The organism is Aquimarina litoralis, from assembly GCF_019295435.1.
Taxonomy (GTDB): domain Bacteria; phylum Bacteroidota; class Bacteroidia; order Flavobacteriales; family Flavobacteriaceae; genus Aquimarina; species Aquimarina litoralis_A.
Genome location: NZ_WEKL01000005.1, coordinates 109,374 through 128,525 on the forward strand (window position 1 = coordinate 109,374; position 19,152 = coordinate 128,525).

General features: G+C 32.8%; 15 protein-coding genes. 9 read left to right on the plus strand and 6 right to left on the minus strand.

The window, feature by feature from the left end; genetic code table 11:
• Positions 1-17: 17 nt before the first annotated feature.
• Positions 18-2,711, minus strand: coding sequence for a DUF5916 domain-containing protein (locus tag GBO31_RS04245; protein ID WP_219007074.1), 2,694 nt, complete (start codon positions 2,709-2,711; stop codon positions 18-20).
• A 276-nt stretch (positions 2,712-2,987) separates the two neighbouring features.
• Here GBO31_RS04245 and rplM point away from each other — a divergent pair, with 276 nt between their 5' ends.
• The 9 genes from rplM to asnS all read left to right on the plus strand — a co-directional run bounded on the left by rplM (position 2,988) and on the right by asnS (position 14,945).
• Positions 2,988-3,443, plus strand: coding sequence for a 50S ribosomal protein L13 (gene rplM, locus GBO31_RS04250; RefSeq protein WP_219007075.1), 456 nt, complete (start codon positions 2,988-2,990; stop codon positions 3,441-3,443).
• Complete coding sequence (gene rpsI, locus GBO31_RS04255) at positions 3,443-3,829, plus strand: 30S ribosomal protein S9 (protein WP_219007076.1); 387 nt, start codon at positions 3,443-3,445, stop codon at positions 3,827-3,829. The genes rplM and rpsI overlap by 1 nt, the downstream gene beginning before the upstream one ends.
• A gap of 169 nt (positions 3,830-3,998) precedes the next feature.
• Positions 3,999-4,823, plus strand: a complete 825-nt coding sequence (gene rpsB, locus GBO31_RS04260; RefSeq protein ID WP_219007077.1) for a 30S ribosomal protein S2 — start codon at positions 3,999-4,001, stop codon at positions 4,821-4,823.
• Between the two features lie 165 nt (positions 4,824-4,988).
• Positions 4,989-5,951: a translation elongation factor Ts gene (gene tsf, locus GBO31_RS04265; RefSeq protein WP_219007078.1), complete on the plus strand. Its 963-nt coding sequence runs from the start codon at positions 4,989-4,991 to the stop codon at positions 5,949-5,951.
• Between the two features lie 462 nt (positions 5,952-6,413).
• Positions 6,414-7,121: a UMP kinase gene (gene pyrH, locus GBO31_RS04270; RefSeq protein ID WP_219007121.1), complete on the plus strand. Its 708-nt coding sequence runs from the start codon at positions 6,414-6,416 to the stop codon at positions 7,119-7,121.
• Between the two features lie 60 nt (positions 7,122-7,181).
• On the plus strand, positions 7,182-7,745 hold the full coding sequence (gene frr, locus GBO31_RS04275; RefSeq protein ID WP_219007079.1) for a ribosome recycling factor: 564 nt from the start codon (positions 7,182-7,184) through the stop codon (positions 7,743-7,745).
• Between the two features lie 89 nt (positions 7,746-7,834).
• Positions 7,835-10,276: a DUF5686 family protein gene (locus tag GBO31_RS04280; protein ID WP_219007080.1), complete on the plus strand. Its 2,442-nt coding sequence runs from the start codon at positions 7,835-7,837 to the stop codon at positions 10,274-10,276.
• Positions 10,277-10,360: 84 nt separating this feature from the next.
• Positions 10,361-12,775 (plus strand): efflux RND transporter permease subunit, encoded by a 2,415-nt coding sequence (locus GBO31_RS04285; protein WP_219007081.1) that lies wholly within the window; start codon positions 10,361-10,363, stop codon positions 12,773-12,775.
• 727 nt (positions 12,776-13,502) lie between these two features.
• Entirely contained in the window at positions 13,503-14,945 is a 1,443-nt protein-coding gene (gene asnS / locus GBO31_RS04290; protein WP_219007082.1) for an asparagine--tRNA ligase, read from the plus strand.
• 7 nt (positions 14,946-14,952) lie between these two features.
• Here asnS and GBO31_RS04295 read toward each other — a convergent pair whose 3' ends face one another.
• The 5 genes from GBO31_RS04295 to GBO31_RS04315 form a co-directional block, all read right to left on the minus strand.
• Positions 14,953-15,462 carry a hypothetical protein gene (locus GBO31_RS04295; RefSeq protein ID WP_219007083.1) on the minus strand — a complete coding sequence of 170 codons (510 nt, stop codon included), beginning with the start codon at positions 15,460-15,462 and terminating at the stop codon, positions 14,953-14,955.
• A 71-nt stretch (positions 15,463-15,533) separates the two neighbouring features.
• Positions 15,534-16,001 (minus strand): ankyrin repeat domain-containing protein, encoded by a 468-nt coding sequence (locus tag GBO31_RS04300; RefSeq protein WP_219007084.1) that lies wholly within the window; start codon positions 15,999-16,001, stop codon positions 15,534-15,536.
• Positions 16,002-16,154: 153 nt separating this feature from the next.
• Positions 16,155-16,919 carry a LytR/AlgR family response regulator transcription factor gene (locus tag GBO31_RS04305; protein WP_219007085.1) on the minus strand — a complete coding sequence of 255 codons (765 nt, stop codon included), beginning with the start codon at positions 16,917-16,919 and terminating at the stop codon, positions 16,155-16,157.
• A gap of 4 nt (positions 16,920-16,923) precedes the next feature.
• On the minus strand, positions 16,924-17,937 hold the full coding sequence (locus tag GBO31_RS04310; RefSeq protein ID WP_219007086.1) for a sensor histidine kinase: 1,014 nt from the start codon (positions 17,935-17,937) through the stop codon (positions 16,924-16,926).
• A gap of 3 nt (positions 17,938-17,940) precedes the next feature.
• Positions 17,941-19,152: a serine hydrolase domain-containing protein gene (locus tag GBO31_RS04315; RefSeq protein ID WP_219007087.1), complete on the minus strand. Its 1,212-nt coding sequence runs from the start codon at positions 19,150-19,152 to the stop codon at positions 17,941-17,943.

The window sequence follows — 19,152 nt, forward strand, 5'->3', positions numbered from 1 at the left end:
GAACCTTTTTCAATTTTTTATAACACAAATCGGTAAGTAGCTTTTATTAAAAAAGTATTCTCCGGTTGCTGCCCAAAAATTTGATTATCCAAACTTCTAAATAGATGATCTGTCGGATCTCCAGAACCCGTAATCCCTTGTGACCATACCAGAAAAATTTCTGATCCAGGAATATATTCCCAACGCAATACCAAATTAGACCTAAACTGAACAAATGCAAAATCGGGATCTCCAAATGAATAATCTACACCTCCTCCATCTTCATCAATAGAATATGTACCATCAGCAAAGGAAATTTGATTTTGATCATACAAAGTAACTCGCTCATTTAAGTCAGAAGCGATGGAATTATTCACATAGTTAAAATCTGTATAAGTTCCTCTTGAAATAAAAGGTTGCCCATAATACTGAATAGTAAGATTTGGATTTATATTATAATTAAGTCGAATACTTGCACTTAACGTTTGCTGATCTATTCTGGCAGTAATATATCTTGGAGTTCCATTAAAATCCACTTCGGTTACATATTGGGTTTTATTTGGATTTCTTTCAAATTCAGGATTCAAAGAAACACTCAAAGCATTGAAAGGCTGATAACGCAATCTCAACACATACCGTTGAAGTGAAAAATTATTCTGTCTTGCCCCCGAATTCACATATCCCATGGTAAAATTAAATTTCTTTCTGCTATCTGAACCAAAAAACAAAAAGGCAAAATTTTCTTCAGAAAAACGCCATCTTGGACCTCCTCTTAATACTGTATTGGTAAAAATCCTAGGTTTATGAGCAGCACCTACTTCAGTCCACCAATTATTTTGATAATTGATAAATCCATTAAACTCATATTGGATTCTATTAAAGTTTCCCTCGAAATCAAAAGCTGAAGTCTGTTCAAAATTCACATTAGCCCTTCGGTAGAATTTTGTTGGTTTCAAAAACAAATATCTAACATTCGCAAATTGTCTGATATCATCTGCCTGTCTCAAAAAACCAATATCATTTAGTTCTAATTCAGGAGATCTCCAGAAAACTCCGGCAGTGTACCTCCAATTTCCACCACCGGATTTTCCTCCAATTAGTTTCCCTCCTGTTCCTGTTAAAGATGTTCTATTAGGATCTACTTCAACATGATCAGCATCCACTCGCTGAAAAAGATGTGTAAGTTCGTTTTGCGTAGCTTCAATAGCTTCTTTAGAACCTTCAACATGACTAGTTACAAAGTTTCCTTCAATAAAGTACTTTCTATCTTTCCAGTTATGTCTAAAATCTATACCTCCTGAATATGCTGCCTTTCTTAGAAAATTAAGATTATTTTCTCTTAAATCTGTCAATTCCGAAGTTTCATCAGTGTCCGGATTATCGTAATCAATATTTAGAATATCACCAAGATTACGATTAGTGGCTGTAAAAATCCCACCTATATAGGTATTCCGGTCATTAAAGTCTTTCTGAGCTCTACCTACAAAATAATTAGTTAACGGTTCTACTATTGTCTCTCTTCTATTACCATCAGCATCCTCTATTTTTGCAATTTCCCGTTGTGTTACACTTTCTAATATACCAATCGACCAACCATCTTTTGTTTTTCCACTAAACTTAGCAGCTCCTAGTATTGTTGTATTATTTGGCCTATCCACAAATTCTGTATTTACAGGACTAGACCCTATGGAACCTTGTGGACTCCTACCTATTCTTCTGGAATAAAACACATTATCGAATCCATTAGCAAAACGATAGTCGAAAATATTTTTGTTTTCTACGAAAAAAGGTCGCTGTTCTCGGAAGAAAATTTGAAATCCGTCTAAAGCTATAGCAGCAGGATCCGCTTCAACTTGTCCAAAGTCAGGATTTACAGTTAAATCTATAGTAAGGTCGTTTGTAATTCCAATTTTAGCATCCAGCCCACCATTTAATTTAAAATCATCTCCATCTCTAAAAGGATTTCCATCCTCCGCTGGAAAGGTATCGTACTGAGCTACTGCAAAAGGCTGTATTTCTAGTTGCTTTTGCGGTTCTATATCAATTAAACCGTGTAACTCTCCAAATTCACTTACCCATCCTGGTGCATCTTGTGGGATTCGCTGCCATACAGAACGCTCTTCTTTTCTAAAAAATCTTCGATTCACCTGAAGTCCCCATATCTGTTCTTTGCTTTTTCCAAACTTTAACTGACTTAATGGAATTTTCACTTCTGCTGTCCATCCTTCATCATCAATATTTGTTGCAGTATACCAGATTGGATTCCAGCTGCCATCCCAATTATTTCCATTATTAGAAATAAATTCATCCCCTTTTACGCCAGCAGCAGTAATTGTAAATGAAAAACCAGTTCTTTTATCATGATAACTATCTAGATTAATCTCAACCCAATCACCAGCAAAACCATCTCTTCTAGACAATCTTTTTTCAATTTTATCTGGTTCGGTATCATAACATCTATATGCTATATAAAGATATTTTTGATCATATAAAATTTTGAATTTTGTTTGCTGGCTTGGTGGTGTATTCTCATCTGGTTCATTTTCAATAAAATCTCCAGACCACTCTACTAGATCCCAACTAGATTCATCGATTAAACCATTTATAGTTGGCGCTTCTGAACCATTGAGAGGTTTAGTAGTATAAATTCTTTTTTTAACTGTTGTAGAATCTTGGGCGTTCGAAAACAGTGTAAAAAGAAGTAATACTAACACTTGGATAGTGCACTTCATGTTGATTAGTTTTGTTGATTGATGTTTTTTAAAGGACTTAAGTTATACATCTTTGTCACAGTTTTTGTTAGTTTTTAGTAAAAAATTAACATCATACTGTATATTTTACGCATTCATAAACCCAAAAAACAATAAGATAATTGATCTATCTGAAAACCAACGACTAATAGTTACGAAATAATATCTATTTGCTATTTGCTATCTAAATATATAATTGTACATTTGCACCCCTATTTTATATAGGAAAGGAATGTTTAATTAGTAAAATTAGTTAGTGTGGACACATTAAGTTACAAAACAGTATCTGCCAACAAGGCAACCGTTTCTAAGGAATGGATACATGTAGATGCTGAAGGACAGACTTTAGGACGCCTATCTTCAGTAGTTGCAAAACTATTAAGAGGAAAGCACAAACCTAGCTTTACCCCACATGTTGATTGCGGTGACAATGTAATTATTACAAACGCAGAAAAGATCAACTTAACAGGAAAAAAGTGGACTGATAAATCTTATATCCGTCACACAGGATATCCTGGAGGGCAAAGAAGTCTTACTGCTCAGGAGTTATATGACAAAAACCCAGAGCGTTTAATCGAAAAAGCGGTAAAAGGAATGTTACCTAAAAACAAATTAGGAGCAGCTTTATTCCGTAATTTAAAGGTATATGCCGGAGCTGAACACAATCAGGAAGCTCAGCAGCCTAAAACTATTAACTTAAAAGAATTTAAGTAATGGAAGTTATTCACAAAATTGGTCGTAGAAAAACGGCTGTAGCTCGAATTTACCTTAAAGAAGGTTMAGGAAAAGTTACGATCAACAAAAAAGATCTTAACGATTACTTTCCTACTGCTACATTACAATACAAAGTGAACCAACCTTTTGCTTTAACTGGCAATGAGGAAAAGTACGATGTAAATGTAAATGTATACGGTGGTGGTATTACTGGACAGGCTGAAGCTGTTAGACTTGCTATATCAAGAGCAGTATGTGAGCTAGATCAGGAAAACAGAGCTATCCTTAAACCAGAAGGTTTATTGACCAGAGATCCAAGAATGGTAGAGCGTAAGAAATTCGGACAGAAGAAAGCTCGTAAGAAATTCCAGTTCTCTAAACGTTAATTTATTAAAATGTATTTGTTGTTACTCGAAAAATGCTCTCGTTATAAAACGATGAGATCCTGAAACAAGTTCAGGACGAGGTTAGTTTAGCATCTAAATACTTAAGGTCGTATCAACAAGATAGCCACTTAAGTATTGCTAATTCAACAGAACGTAAACTATTACAAAAATGGCAAACAATATCGAAGTAAAAGACTTACTTGATGCAGGTGTACATTTCGGTCACCTGACAAGAAGATGGGATCCAAATATGGCACCATATATCTATATGGAGCGTAACGGAATCCACATCATCAACCTATACAAAACTGCTGCTAAGATTGACGAAGCTAGTGAAGCTTTAAAGAAAATCGCAGCTTCTGGTAGAAAAATTCTTTTTGTAGCTACCAAAAAACAAGCAAAAGAAATCGTTGCTGAAAAGGCATCTAAAGCAAATCAACCTTACATCACTGAAAGATGGCCAGGTGGAATGCTAACTAACTTTGTTACTATTCGTAAAGCAGTTAAAAAAATGGCTGCTATCGATAGAATGAAAAAAGATGGAACTTTCAACACATTATCTAAAAAAGAACGTTTACAAGTAGATCGTTTAAGAGCTAAATTAGAAAAGAACTTAGGTTCTATTTCTGATATGACTCGTCTACCTGGTGCACTATTCGTTGTAGATATCACTCGTGAACACATCGCAGTTAAAGAAGCTCAAAAATTAAACATTCCTATTTTCGCAATGGTAGATACTAATTCTGACCCTCGTCAGGTGCAGTATGTTATCCCTGCAAATGATGATGCTTCTAAATCAATTGATAAAGTAATGACTTATGTAAGTGATGCGATTATCGAAGGATTAAACGAAAGAAAAGCTTCTAAAGAAGCTCCAAAAGCAGAAAAAGCAGCTGCTCCAGCAGAAAAAGCTCCTGCTCCTGTAGCAGAGGCAGCTCCTAAAGCTGAAGAAGCACCTGCAGTTGTTGAAGCTGCTAAGCAAGAAGAAGAATAAACATTCATTGATTGCTTTTAATCATTAAAAATTATACATATTAAAGTTATTATTTAAAACTTAACTTTAATATAAAATTAATGAGTCGTTTAGTTCTTTACTTTCGTAGTAATCTTGACTAAACGACTCATTTTTTTTACACAAACACATTAAATATTAAACGTTATGGCAAAAATTACAGCCGCAGAAGTAAGTAAATTACGTAAAGCTACAGGTGCCGGAATGATGGATTGCAAAAAAGCACTTGTTGAAGCTGATGGAGATTTTGACAAAGCAATAAAAATCCTTAGAGAAAAAGGACAAAAAATAGCAGATAAAAGAGCTGACAGAGAGTCTTCTGAAGGTGCTGTTATCGCAAAAGTTAACGACGCTAAAAACAAAGGTGTGATTGTTTCTCTTAACTGTGAAACAGATTTCGTAGGAAAAAATGAATCTTTTGTTTCTTTAGCTAAAGAATTAGCAGCGTTGGCACTTAACAGCTCTAATAAAGAAGAATTTTTAACCGCTGATTTCAACGGAATGACTGTTCAAGAGAAGCTTATTGAACAAACAGGAGTTATTGGAGAGAAAATAGAAATCGGTGATTTTAAAATTTTAGAAGCTCCTTTCGTTGGATCTTATATTCACGGTAATAAGATTGGTGCTCTTACCGGTTTATCTACTAGTATAGATGATGCTGAAGCACTTGCTAAAGATATATCTATGCAAGTTGCATCTATGGGAGCAACAACTCTATCTTATAAAGATTTTGATCCTGAGTATGTAGCTTCAGAAACCCAAGCTAGAATTGCAGCTATAGAAAAAGAAAATGAAGAACTAGTAAGATTAGGAAAAACATTGAAAAATGTTCCTCAATTTATCTCTAGATCTCAATTAACAGATGAAGTAATTGCTGAAGCTGAAGAAAGACTAAAAGCTGAGTTAAAAGCTGAAGGTAAGCCAGAGCAAATCTGGGATAGAATTCTTCCTGGTAAAATAGAAAGATTTATTTCGGATAACACGACTCTTGATCAAGAACAATGTCTTCTTGACCAGAACTTCATCAAAGATGAGAAGAAGACTGTTGGAGACTATGTGAAAACATTAGGAGATGTTTCTGTTGTAGGATTTGAAAGAATTTCTTTATAACAAAGAACATATATAAAACTAAAGAATTACTTTAGTCCATAAATATCAAAAACCGCTTCATATGAAGCGGTTTTTTTCGTCATTTTTCAAAGTATTTTCTAATAATTTCCAAAACACCTTCATTTAAACATTTTGGACCCCTCCAAAATGCTACCCCATAAAAGACTAACTCCCCAATTAGTCTAGTCTACAAATCACCCTTAAGCAAATTTGTAAATTCTAAAAAATGTTCTGTCATTATTTCAAAAATACTTCTCATCTCCCCTATTTTGTTTTCCCTTTGGCAAACCTAAAACATTATCAAACACCAATCAATAGGGACATCAGGGGAAAAGAACCCTTTTTTAGTGCAGACCTTTCTTTTTAACATTTTTTTCAATTTTAAAAGAAATTACGTTTCGTCAGCAAAGTATTTTCTTAATTAAGAATATCGTTATATTTGCAGCACACTATAAACAAATGATGAAATACAAAAGAATATTACTAAAGCTATCCGGTGAAGCTCTCATGGGAGAACGTCAATACGGTATTGACCCAAAAAGACTAGCAGAATATGCTCATGAAATAAAGCAAATAACAGAAAAAGGTGTTGAAGTTGCTATAGTAATTGGTGGAGGTAATATTTTTAGAGGAGTTGCTGGAGCAAGTAAAGGAATGGACAGAGTACAAGCAGATCATATGGGAATGCTAGCTACAGTAATTAATGGACTAGCTCTTCAGAGTGCATTAGAAGATGCTCAAATTCCGACTCGATTGCAATCTGCTATAAAAGTTAACGAGGTTGCAGAACCTTTTATTAAAAGAAGAGCTCTTAGACATCTTGAAAAAGGGAGAGTAGTAATTTTTGGAGGCGGAACAGGAAATCCGTATTTCACTACTGATTCTGCAGCGGTTTTGAGAGCAATTGAGATCAATGCAGATGTAATCCTTAAAGGAACAAGAGTAGATGGAATCTACACAGATGATCCTGAAAAAAATGCAGATGCTACTAAATTTGATTTTATTACATTTGATGATGTTTTAAGTAAAGGTCTTAAAGTTATGGATACAACAGCCTTTACTTTAAGCCAAGAAAATGAATTACCAATCATTGTTTTCGATATGAATAAAGCTGGGAATTTACTGAAAGTAGTTTCCGGAGAATCTATTGGAACCAAAGTAAATCTTTAGTAATCATAAAATGGCTCATTTTTTGATTCATTCATTAATAAAGAAAAGAATTAGACACAAATGAACGAAGAAGTAGATTTTATTCTTGATTCAACCAAAGAATCTATGCAGGGCGCTATCGCTCATTTAGAAAAACAGTTAACAGTAATACGTGCTGGAAAAGCATCTCCAGCAATGCTTAGTGGCGTTATGGTTGAATATTACGGAAGTCCCACTCCTTTAAATCAGGTTGGAAATGTAAATACACCTGATGCAAGAACTATTACAATACAACCATTTGAAAAATCCCTTATTCAAGAAATTGAAAAAGCGATTATGGTAGCTAATCTTGGGTTTAATCCTATGAATAATGGTGAGAGTGTGATTATTAGCGTACCTCCTTTAACAGAAGAGCGACGTAGAGATCTCGTAAAACAGGCCAAAGCAGAAGCAGAGGACTCTAAAGTTGGTGTTCGAAATGATAGAAAAAATGCCAATAACGAAATAAAAAAATTAGAAAAAGACGGACTATCTGAAGATATGGCTAAAAATGCTGAAACAGATATTCAACAGCTAACAGATAATTTTATTAAGAAAATTGATGAAATGTTAGCGGTTAAAGAAAAAGAAATTATGACGGTATAATTTCCCTACAATTTTCACACAAAAGTGTTTTTTTGGTCAAAAAAAACACTTTTGTGCATTTTTAACTAAACTATTATGATTCGCGGATAATGCAAAATAAACTTTTCTGTTTACTATTTTTTACCCATTTTGTTTTACTATCTCAAATTAGCATTACCGGAAAAGTAATCGATCAAAGCACCAATGAATCTCTACCTTTTGCTACGGTTAAAACCGATGACAATGCCTATGCATTAACTTCTTCTACTGGAGAATTTGTAATAAGATGTGATAGCTATCCCGTAAACCTAACCATAAGTTATGTAGGATATAAAACAAAAAAGTTTTCTATTAAATCAGAGGATGTTGTAAAAGTAGAAATACAATTATCTCCTAAACAAGAAGATCTAGAGACCGTAAAACTAGATATCCCAGGAAGTATAGCCTCCAATATTATAAAGCAAGCTATTACCAACAAAGAGACTAACAACCCCAATAAAGCGCTAACCAACTACAATTACAAAACTTACAACAAGTTTAAAATTACTGAAGATAATCAGGCTCGATTGGAAACTCCAGATACTACTAGAGCTGATATAGAAAGAATCTTTAACGATGCCCATTCTTTTCTATCTGAAAAAGTAAGCTTTCATCAAGTAAAAAAAGGACGTGATGAAAAAGAAACTGTTCTCGCCTCTAGAATGACAGGGTTTAATAAGCCCGTATACAATGTGCTTGGAATTAAAGTACAATCCAACTCTCTATATAATGAGAATTATGTCATTTTTAACAATAGATATGCAGGACCATTATCCAATAGAGCACTAAAAAATTATTACTATAAAGTTCTCGATACTACAAAAGGAAAAAGACCAGCATATGTAATCCTATTTCAACCAAGAAGATCAAAAAGAATTGCTAGTCTCGAAGGTGTTTTATATCTGGATATGGAAACTTTAGCTATCCAAAAGGCTGTTGCTGAGTTAAGAGGTGAATTAAATGTTTTAGTTAATCATAATTTCAAATATGATACTGAAAAAAAATTATGGTTCCCTTTAGATCAAGAAGTAAGCATAAGACCAGGTATTGGCAAACAAAAAGTGACTTTATTTGGTGGACAGATATCTGTGGGTAGATTAGGGAATGATAAGAAAAGTTTTACCGGTAATAACGACTTCTTGATTTCAAAAACAGATTATTTTGATTTCAAAACAGAATCAGACGCAAAAATTAGACTCCAGCAGTCAGCCATCGAAATAGCGCCTGAAGCAACAAGTCGAAATGAAGAATTTTGGAACCAATATCGAACTAGTGCTATAACCGAAAAAGATTTAAAGTCTTTTACAGTTGTTGACAGTATTGTACAAGCACAAAATATTGAAAGACGAATCGATGTCATTCAAAGTTTTAATATTGGATATTATCCTGTTGGTTTTTTTGATTTTGATCTAACCTACCCTATTAAATACAATAATTTTGAAGGACTACGCTTAGGACTAGGTGGTTTAACCAATGAGAAGTTTTCCAAACGATTTCGAGCTGAAGGATATCTAGTATATGGATTTAGAGATGCTAAATTTAAATTTGGCCTTGGAGGAGGTGTTTTGCTAAATAAAGATTCAGGATCTTGGTTAAATGTAAACTATACAGATGACTTAAGAGAAGTGGGAAGCTTCTTCTATCTTACAGACAGAAGAGTTTATTCGCTTTTCGAACCACGTTTAGTAAATATAGATTTCTATTACAAACACAGAACATGGAGCACCAGTTTGCAACATAGAATTTTACCTAAATTATTATCAGAAACTCAATTTTCTGTTAGCAATATTGATCAAACAGGAGGATATACCTATTTAAACGATGGCAACGTTTTTTCTCAGTATAAAACCGCAGAATCCACAATTGCCCTTAGATGGAGTCCCTTTAGTAAGTTCTTAAAAACCCCTAATGGTTTTAAAGAAATACAAGATGGGTATCCAAAAATAACAGCACAATACACCCAAGGCTATAAAGGCGTGTTTGATAGTAATTTTAATTATAGTAAAATTGGTATCAAAGCAGAATATATTATCAATCGTCTTAACCAATCTAGCACCAGCTTATTATTGGAAGCAGATATAGCAAGTGGAGATGTTCCTTTAACACACTTGTACCACGCCTATCCAAATGCTCCAACTAAAGAGACTGTTTTTCAAAGATTTTCTGTAGCGGGTAGAAGAAGTTTTGAGACCATGTTTTTTAGTGAATTCTTTAGCGATCGTTTAGCTACATTACAAGTAAGACATCGTTTACGACCTTTTAAATTTACTAGTTGGTTTAAACCTGAAATGGTACTAATCACCAGATATGCAATTGGAGATGTTAGTAATCGTGACAAACACCAAGGAGTTAACTTCAATTCATTACAAAGAGGCTATCAAGAATCGGGATTTGAAATCAACAAACTTTTTGCAGGTTTTGGCCTTAGTTTTGCTTATAGATATGGAGCCTATCATCTTCCAAAATTTGAGGACAATATTGCTTTTAAATTTACTTTTTACCTAAAGCTTTAAAACAGCAATATTTATTCATTTTCTTTTCGGAATTTTTAAGTATTAAACTCTCAAATCCTTACATTTGCACAAGGAAAATAGAGAATGGCAAAGTTACTAACTTTCGGGTTTTGGAATACCTTAGCTGGAATTATACTCCGCAATAGAGCAGCAATATTTATAGTGATTATTGGGATCACCGTTTTTCTTGGTTTTCAATGGAAAAACATGCGATTTTCATTCACTGAAGCAAACCTACTTCCTGATGACCATGAAGTTAATTTGAAGTATCAAGAGTTCCTTGATAAATTCGGAGACGAAGGAAATCTTATAGTGATGGCAGTGAATGACAGTTCATTATTCACTCCTACAAAATTAAAAGCATGGAATGATTTCAATGATTCTTTTAAAAAATACGATGAAATTGATCTTGTAATCTCTGTAAGTGATTTAAAAACATTAAAAAAAGAGAACAATCCTCCTAGATTTGAACTGGTATCTTTTATAAAAGACAGTATATATACCGAAGAACAAGTTTCTCAATACCAAGATGAGCTATTTAACAAGCTACCTTTTTATGAAGGACTTATTTATAGCAATAAATCTAATACAATACAGAGCGCGATATACTTAAACAAAGATATTGTAAACACGATTGTTAGAAAAAAGTTTATTGAGGACGTTCTTAATCCTGAAATTGAAGCGTTTGAGGAAAAGTTTGGAATGGATGTAAAAGTTTCTGGTATGCCATACATCCGGACCATGAATTCTCAAAACATTATGGATGAGATTCAGATTTTTATCCTAGCGGCTTTATTGGTTACTTCTTTAATCTTCTTTTTCTTTTTTAGATCTTTCAGAGCTACTTTTATCTCAATGACTGCTGTAATCATAGGGGTTATGTGGGCATTCGGTTTACTTGGATTACTGGAATACGAAATTACTGTATTAACTGCGATCATTCCTCCATTGGTAATTGTTATTGGAATTCCAAATTGTATCTTTTTGATAAACAAATATCAACAGGAAATAAAAAAACACGGTAATAAAGCAAAATCCCTTCAAAGAGTTATCACTAAAGTAGGTAACGCCACTTTAATGACAAATGTTACTACTGCAGCTGGTTTTGCGACTTTTGCATTAACTGAAAGTAAATTACTTAAAGAGTTTGGTATTGTTGCCGCCATAAATATTGTTGCTCTTTTTATCTTATGCTTATTGGTAATTACGATTATCTATAGCTATATGCCACCTCCTAAGGAAAGACATCTAAAACATTTAGGTAAAAGATGGGTAGAAAGCTTAGTAAACTGGATGGAGCATGTGGTAAAAAACAGAAGAATCACCATCTATATATCTTCTGTTATCATCCTAATAGCAAGCATTATAGGTATTTATACAATAAAAGTTTCTGGAAGCTTGCTAGAGGACATGCCAAAGTCTGCAGGCTTTTTTCAAGACATTCAATTTTTTGAAGATGAGTTCGATGGCATTATGCCTTTGGAAATTTTAATTGACACTAAACGCAAACAAGGTGTTTTAAAGCTTCCTACTTTACGTAGAATGGAACAACTAGAAGAATTACTAGAAGAAACACCCGAACTTTCTAAACCAATTTCTATCGTAAACTTGGTTAAATATGCCAAACAGACCTATTACAATGGAAATCCAAAATATTACCAACTTCCTACAAGTCAGGAACGAAATTTCATCCTACCTTATGCCAAAAGTTTTGAATCCGAAGCAGGAGCTATGAATAGCTACGTAGATTCTACTGGGCAGTACGCGCGGATCACGACATTTATGAAAGATGTTGGTACTGAGGAAATGAAAAGAATAGAAGCCAATTTAGCTCCTAAATTAGAAAAGTTATTCCCGAAAGACCGTTATGAAGTTTCCTTTACAGGAAAGGCTCTAATTTTTCAAAAAGGAACTACGTATTTAGTATGGAATCTTATATTCTCGTTAGGATTAGCAATTATATTAATTGCGCTATTTATGGCTTGGATGTTTAGATCGTTTAAAATGATCATTATTTCTTTAATTCCTAATCTATTACCTCTACTAATGACAGCAGGTCTCATGGGATTTTTAGGAGTTCCTATAAAACCTTCAACTATCCTAGTTTTCAGTATAGCATTTGGTATTTCTGTAGATGACACCATTCACTTTTTGGCAAAATACAGACAAGAACTGAAATCCAATCATTGGAGGATTCGAAAATCAGTTTTTGCAGCGCTAAAAGAAACTGGAGTGAGTATGTTTTATACATCTACAGTACTATTTTTTGGTTTCTCCGTATTTATGATTTCCAGCTTTGGAGGAACAAAAGCATTAGGTGGTTTGGTTTCTGCAACATTATTGTTTGCAATGCTAGCTAATCTATTATTATTACCTTCCTTATTACTTTCTTTAGAACGTAGTATTGCTAACAAAAAGACTTTAAAGGAACCTTCTTTAAAGATCATAGCTAGCGATGAAGAACTCCCTGAAGAGCACGAAGATCAAAAGGAATTATAAGTCAAATTTCAAATAGTTGGAATCTATTTAAAAAAAGAAGCCTCACTAGTAAACTAGCGAGACTTCGTGTAAGATAGATTACCCCAAAACCTATCGAACTAAACTTAACGTAAACACAATCGTCATAATTGCATATGCAAGATACACTCCCTTTTTGTATTTTGAAACACATTTTAGGGGGGAATTTCCCCCTTTCGATAAAATAAATATATATTTAACATTTTTTTTGTAGTCCTAAAATACTCATTAACAAAACAAACGTCTGTTTAACAATATTTTACAATAAAAAAATACGTAAGAATTTTTAGGTTCTATTTTAAAAAAAACTTCAAAAAAAGCGGTTTTTTCCCCAAAAAACTCTATTTTTACGGTTTTTACATCGAATTCTTCTAGAAAAAACCGCCAGATTCTGCATTTGGTAAAAACATCTCATTTTTATACTTTCAAAAAGAATCAAAACAACTATATCTTGAATTCACCACTTTTTTGCATAAGAATCTAACGCATCAATTCGATTAAAAATTTATCTTTGCTAACTTGAAATTTATGCTAGTGATTATTACATAAAATTCAATCAAAAAATTTAATACACTAATCACAAGAGATTGTTTATCATAGAATATAAAAACTTATGATCAATAGTCAATTTAGTGTATGATGACGTAAACAAATTAAAAAAGATCTAATGATAGTTTAGATCTAAGAATCAAAAAGAATAAAAAGAAAAATGAAACATACTAAAGTAGTAGACGTACTAGAAAGTGACAAACTATTGCAGCCTGTTTCTGTAAAGGGATGGGTTCGTTCTTTTCGTAATGATCGTTTTATAGCAATTAACGATGGATCTACCATTAAGAACATTCAGTGTGTAATTGAAGATAACACTATAGATGATTCTATCACCTCTAAAATTAATGTGGGTGCAGCTCTTTCTATAGAAGGAACACTTACGGAAAGTGAAGGTAAAGGACAACGAGTGGAAATAAAAGTTTCTAACATTGAAATTGAAGGTGAAGCAGATCCTGAAGAATTGAAGCTTACCATTCTTTCTCCAAAACGTCATAGCTTAGAAAAATTAAGAGAGCAAGCACACTTGCGTGTTCGAACGAATACTTTTGGAGCAATAATGCGTATGAGATCCAAATTATCATTTGCAATACATGAGTATTTTCAAAAAAATGATTTCTACTATGTACACACTCCAGTTATTACCAAAAGTGATGCTGAAGGAGCCGGAGAAGCATTTAAAGTAACAAACTTAGATTTTAACAACATCCCAAAAGATGAAAATGGAGAAATCGACTATAAACAAGATTTTTTTGGCGGTGAAACAAATCTTACTGTTTCAGGACAGTTAGAAGCAGAGACCTATGCAATGGGATTGGGGCAAGTGTATACCTTTGGACCTACATTTAGAGCTGAGAACTCTAATMCTTCCCGCCACTTGGCTGAATTTTGGATGGTAGAGCCAGAAGTTGCTTTTTGTGACCTTGATGGAAACATGGATCTAGCAGAGGATTTTATCAAATATGTAATTCAATATGTATTGGATAATTGCCAAGATGATCTTGAATTTTTAGAAAATAGATTAGTTCAAGAAGATAAGCAAAAACCTCAGGCAGAAAGATCAGAGATGCTGCTTAGAGATAAGTTGAAATTTGTTCTGGAGAATAACTTTAAAAGAGTAAGTTATACGGAAGCTATTGAAATTCTTAAAAACTCCAAACCAAATAAAAAGAAGAAATTCAAATTCCCGATCAATGAATGGGGAGCTGATTTACAAAGTGAACATGAACGTTTTCTAGTAGAGAAACACTTTAAATGTCCTGTAATATTATTTGATTATCCAGCAGACATTAAATCTTTCTACATGAGACTTAATGAAGATGGAAAAACAGTAAGAGCTATGGACATTTTATTTCCTGGAATTGGTGAAATCGTAGGAGGTTCTCAAAGAGAGGAACGATTAGACGTATTAAAAGAAAAAATGGCTGCACTAAATATTCCAGAAGAAGAATTATGGTGGTATTTAGATACACGTCGCTTTGGAACCTGTACACATAGTGGTTTTGGTTTAGGATTTGAAAGATTGGTATTGTTTGTTACAGGAATGGGTAATATCAGAGATGTAATACCTTATCCAAGAACTCCGTTAAACGCAGAATTCTAAAACATAGTTAGTTATTTCTATGTTTCTTTAATAAAATCTCAGAGATTAGATCGTAAATTATCTTTTGATTACTATCTAATTTTTGAGATTTATTTTTTGCCCTTTGAATTTTATCATAGTGTGGTACTTTACCTGTCTCAGCTAAAAACGCCATTGCATCTTCAAAAAAACTATTTAGAGCGGGCATAATATATTTGCTATGTGAATTATTACTTTTTAAATGAATAAATTTCTTCGCATACGCTAAAAACAATTGAGGATACTGCGCAAACGTAATAATTGTTTCAACAAAATTTTTTCTTACTTCTTCTGAACTAAGAGAATTCTTAAATCTTAATTTAGTAGTATCAATGTTTTTGATAGTATACAATAAAGCACTCTCTCTTATAAAATTACTGTAATCATTTTCAGAGTAATAATAGATTTCCATACCAATATTGGTATTGATAATCAATACTTCTGCCCAAATACTATCCGAAAGAAATGACTGAAAAGCTCCCGCAGTTGATGAAGACATTAATAATTGTCTTTTGATATTAGTAGAACGAATATTAACTGATTTTATATCTTTTATTTTATGATCTATACTCACTCTGTTTCATTCAATAATTCAGAAAAATCAATTCCTTGATTTCGAGCATGCATTTCGGCCGTGTGTCCTGTATTATCTTTTATAGTTATGTCTGCTCCATTGGCAATTAATAATTTGATGATTTCCTTTTGACCAAAAGTAGCTGCAAAAATTAGTGCTGTAGCATCATTGTAACTTTTAATATCGACATCTGCACCATTAGAAATCAGTAGTTCTGCAATTTCATAATGCCCTTTAAAACAAACTCCCATTAACGCAGTATTACCGGATGCATCTTGTTCATTCACATTCGCACCATAACCTATGATAAGTTTGGCTATATCTAAAAAACCATAGTATGTAGAAAGTAAAAGAGGAGTAGAACCTCTTTGATCTTTTGTATTTACTAAAGTATTATCCTTTTTTAGAAAACTCTCGACGGTTTCTAAATTTCCAGATCTGATTGCATCAAAAATAGTATTCATTGAAATGGAGTTGCAATTATTATTTTGAATTCACGTTCATACACTGATAAACCAATGGAAGATATCAAAAAAATATCGAGCAATACCTTAATTAGGAGAATTTTATAATTTTCAGCCCAAAATGGATAATTAAATTCATTCATAGAGCCTTTACTACTGCTCTATCCATTTCCTGAATGCCGAAGTATGAGAAGCACTGGTCATCACCTTTTCTTTTGCTCCTTTCATCTGTAGCAACAATCTATTTTTAAAATGGTTTTCAATTGTTTCTATATACTCAATATGCACAATTTGACTTCTATTAACCTTAAAAAACTTTTTGGGGTTAAGTTGTTCTGTCAAATTTCCTATTTTCTCTAAAATTGGATGTGTCTTACCATCCTTATCCGTAGCAATACAAAAATCACCCGAAGCATTAATCACGCTGATATCTTTTACATTTAATAACTGAATTCCTTTGCTTCTTTTAATTACAAATCGCTTCTTATAATTATCATGACCTTGCTGTATAGCAGATTTGAGCGCATTGATAGTCGAGTTATCTAATGTACTATAAGAACCTTGTTGAAAAAGTGATTGATATTTTTCCAATGCCCTTTGAAAATCATCTTTTGAATAAGGCTTTAATATATAGGCAATACCATTCGTATTAAAGGCCTGAAACAAATAATCATCATGTGCAGAACAAAAAATTATAGGACTCTCTACTTCAACCTTATTAAACAAATCGAATGAAGTACCATCTAATAATTGGATATCAGATAATATAAAATCATATTGATGGTTTTGTAGAAAACTTTCTCCATCAAGCACGGAACGCGACCAATCATGATCAAAAGAATTCTCATAAAAACCCTCTAAATAAGATAATAGCTTTTGATATGCCGGAATTTCATCTTCTAAGATTAAAATATTCATAGCCTTAAGATTCATTACTCAGTTGAACAATAGGAATAGAAACTTTGAATTTTGTCTCTGTATTAATGATTTGAATCTCTTGATCAGATAACAACTTATAACGTGTTTTTAGATTCTTTAAACCAGTTCCAAAAGATTCTTCTCTAGATTTGATGTTGGATTTCGTATTTATGACCGTCAACCAGTTTTTTTCGATTACCACCACAACATCAATGGTTTTAACATTGCTTGCTTTATTATGTTTTACTACATTTTCAAGTAATGTTTGTATAGATCCCGTTGGAACAAACTTGTCTTTTAAGGATATATCCTTAGTAATTCTAAAATTATAATCTTTTCCAAATCTAGTTTCTATCAAAAAAATATAATTCTCTGCAAAAGCTATTTCGTCAGAAAGCTCCATAACCTCAGCGTCCTTAGTCTGTATAAGATATCTATAAATAAGAGATAAACGATTTATATATTCTTTAGCTTTTGCCGTATTACTATCTATTAAAGCGTCTAATGTGTTTAGATTATTAAATAGAAAATGTGGATCGATCTGAGAACGTAACAGTTTTAATTCATTTTCTTTTTGTTGTTTTTGAACGTTAAAAAACTGCGCCTGCCCTTCATAAAACTTTTTAGCCAATAAAATACCAAATATAAAACCGGCATCTTCTGACAAACGAAAAAGACTTCGTAGCAAAAAATCGTACCATGCTGGAAACTTATTCCAATCTCCTTTTCCTGTCCAATATCCTGCTACAAAATCGATAGCACCAAAAAAGCACAATATAAACAGACCAAAGAATACGAATTGAACATACTTTTTTTCCCTAACAAAATATTTGGGGATAAGCCAGTACATAAAAATCAATATAATGATAAAAGAAAGAATTACAGATAATGGAATATCAATTAAATATTCTATCAAAAAGCTATCTGCTCGATAATAATCTATAATGTTGAAAACTGCAGATACAGTATAAATTATAGCAATTAAAATATAATCAGATCTATTTAACCTAGTATCCATAACTTAGCATTTCTCGATTTTACGTTTTTTGATTTCCTTAATGATTTGCTTTACTAAAAACAGTAGCATAAGAATAAAAGTAACTAGAGCAATCCCTATAGTTAGGTACAGTTTACGCTGACCTGGATCTGACAGCAAGTAAAAAGATAACTCTTCACCAAGTTGCTCACCATATTCTGAATTAGTAAATATAACAAAACCCCAATCCTTTTTTGTATCCAAAACAAACCAACTTGTAAAGCCTTCATTATTGCCTCCATGAAGATAAATATTTGTAAAAGGCAACTCTGGAATTGTAAACCCTAGTGAATAAGAAATATCAAATTCATCATAAGGCACTTCAGAATGCGGTTTCAATAATTCCTTATAGCTATCTTCGGTTAAGATATCTTCATTCATGACCGCAATCATCCATTTTGAAAAATCTAAAGATTCAGAATGTATAGAAGCTGGAGCAGAAAAAATATTATTTTCTTTCTTGAACCAATAATCATTTTTCCAATCGATCCATTTTGCATCTTTATCATAAGGTTCAGCCTTGTGTTTTCTTGTATATGTATTCTGAATATAAACGGTATGATCCAAACCGATTGGTTTTCCTATTCGTTTCTGAAATTCGACCTCTAACCCTGCGTCATCAGTATTCAAAATATGTTTTAAAACTTGTGTCAAATACTGATATCCTTCTCCAGAATAGAAAAAATCTGTACCAGGTTCAAATTGAATTTTAAGAATATTATCCTTATCATCTTCTCTCCAATTTTGAAAACCTGTTCGATGAGACAATGCCATTCTTGCCGTAATCTTCTTGTAACGTTCATCATGCGCTATATCCGGATACTCCCAATATTCATGCAATGGTTTATCCAGATCTAACAATCCATCTTCTACTAAAGTCATAACAAAGAATCCAAAAACAGGTTTAGATAATGAAGCTCCTTCAAAAATAGTTTGCTTTGTTATGGGTAATTGTTTCTCCAGATCAGCGTATCCTTCTACCTTATGATATACTACCTTTCCATCATTTATAATTGCCATTGAAAGTCCAGGAATTTTATATTCCTTCATTTTTGCCTTCACAAAAGCATCTACAGAATCTTTTGGAATATCAAAACCTAAGTAGCTATCTACAACACTTTCTCTATTAGAAGTACAACTAGCTATAAAACTAATTACAAATCCAACTACACATATTTGCTTTATTAAACCTTTCAT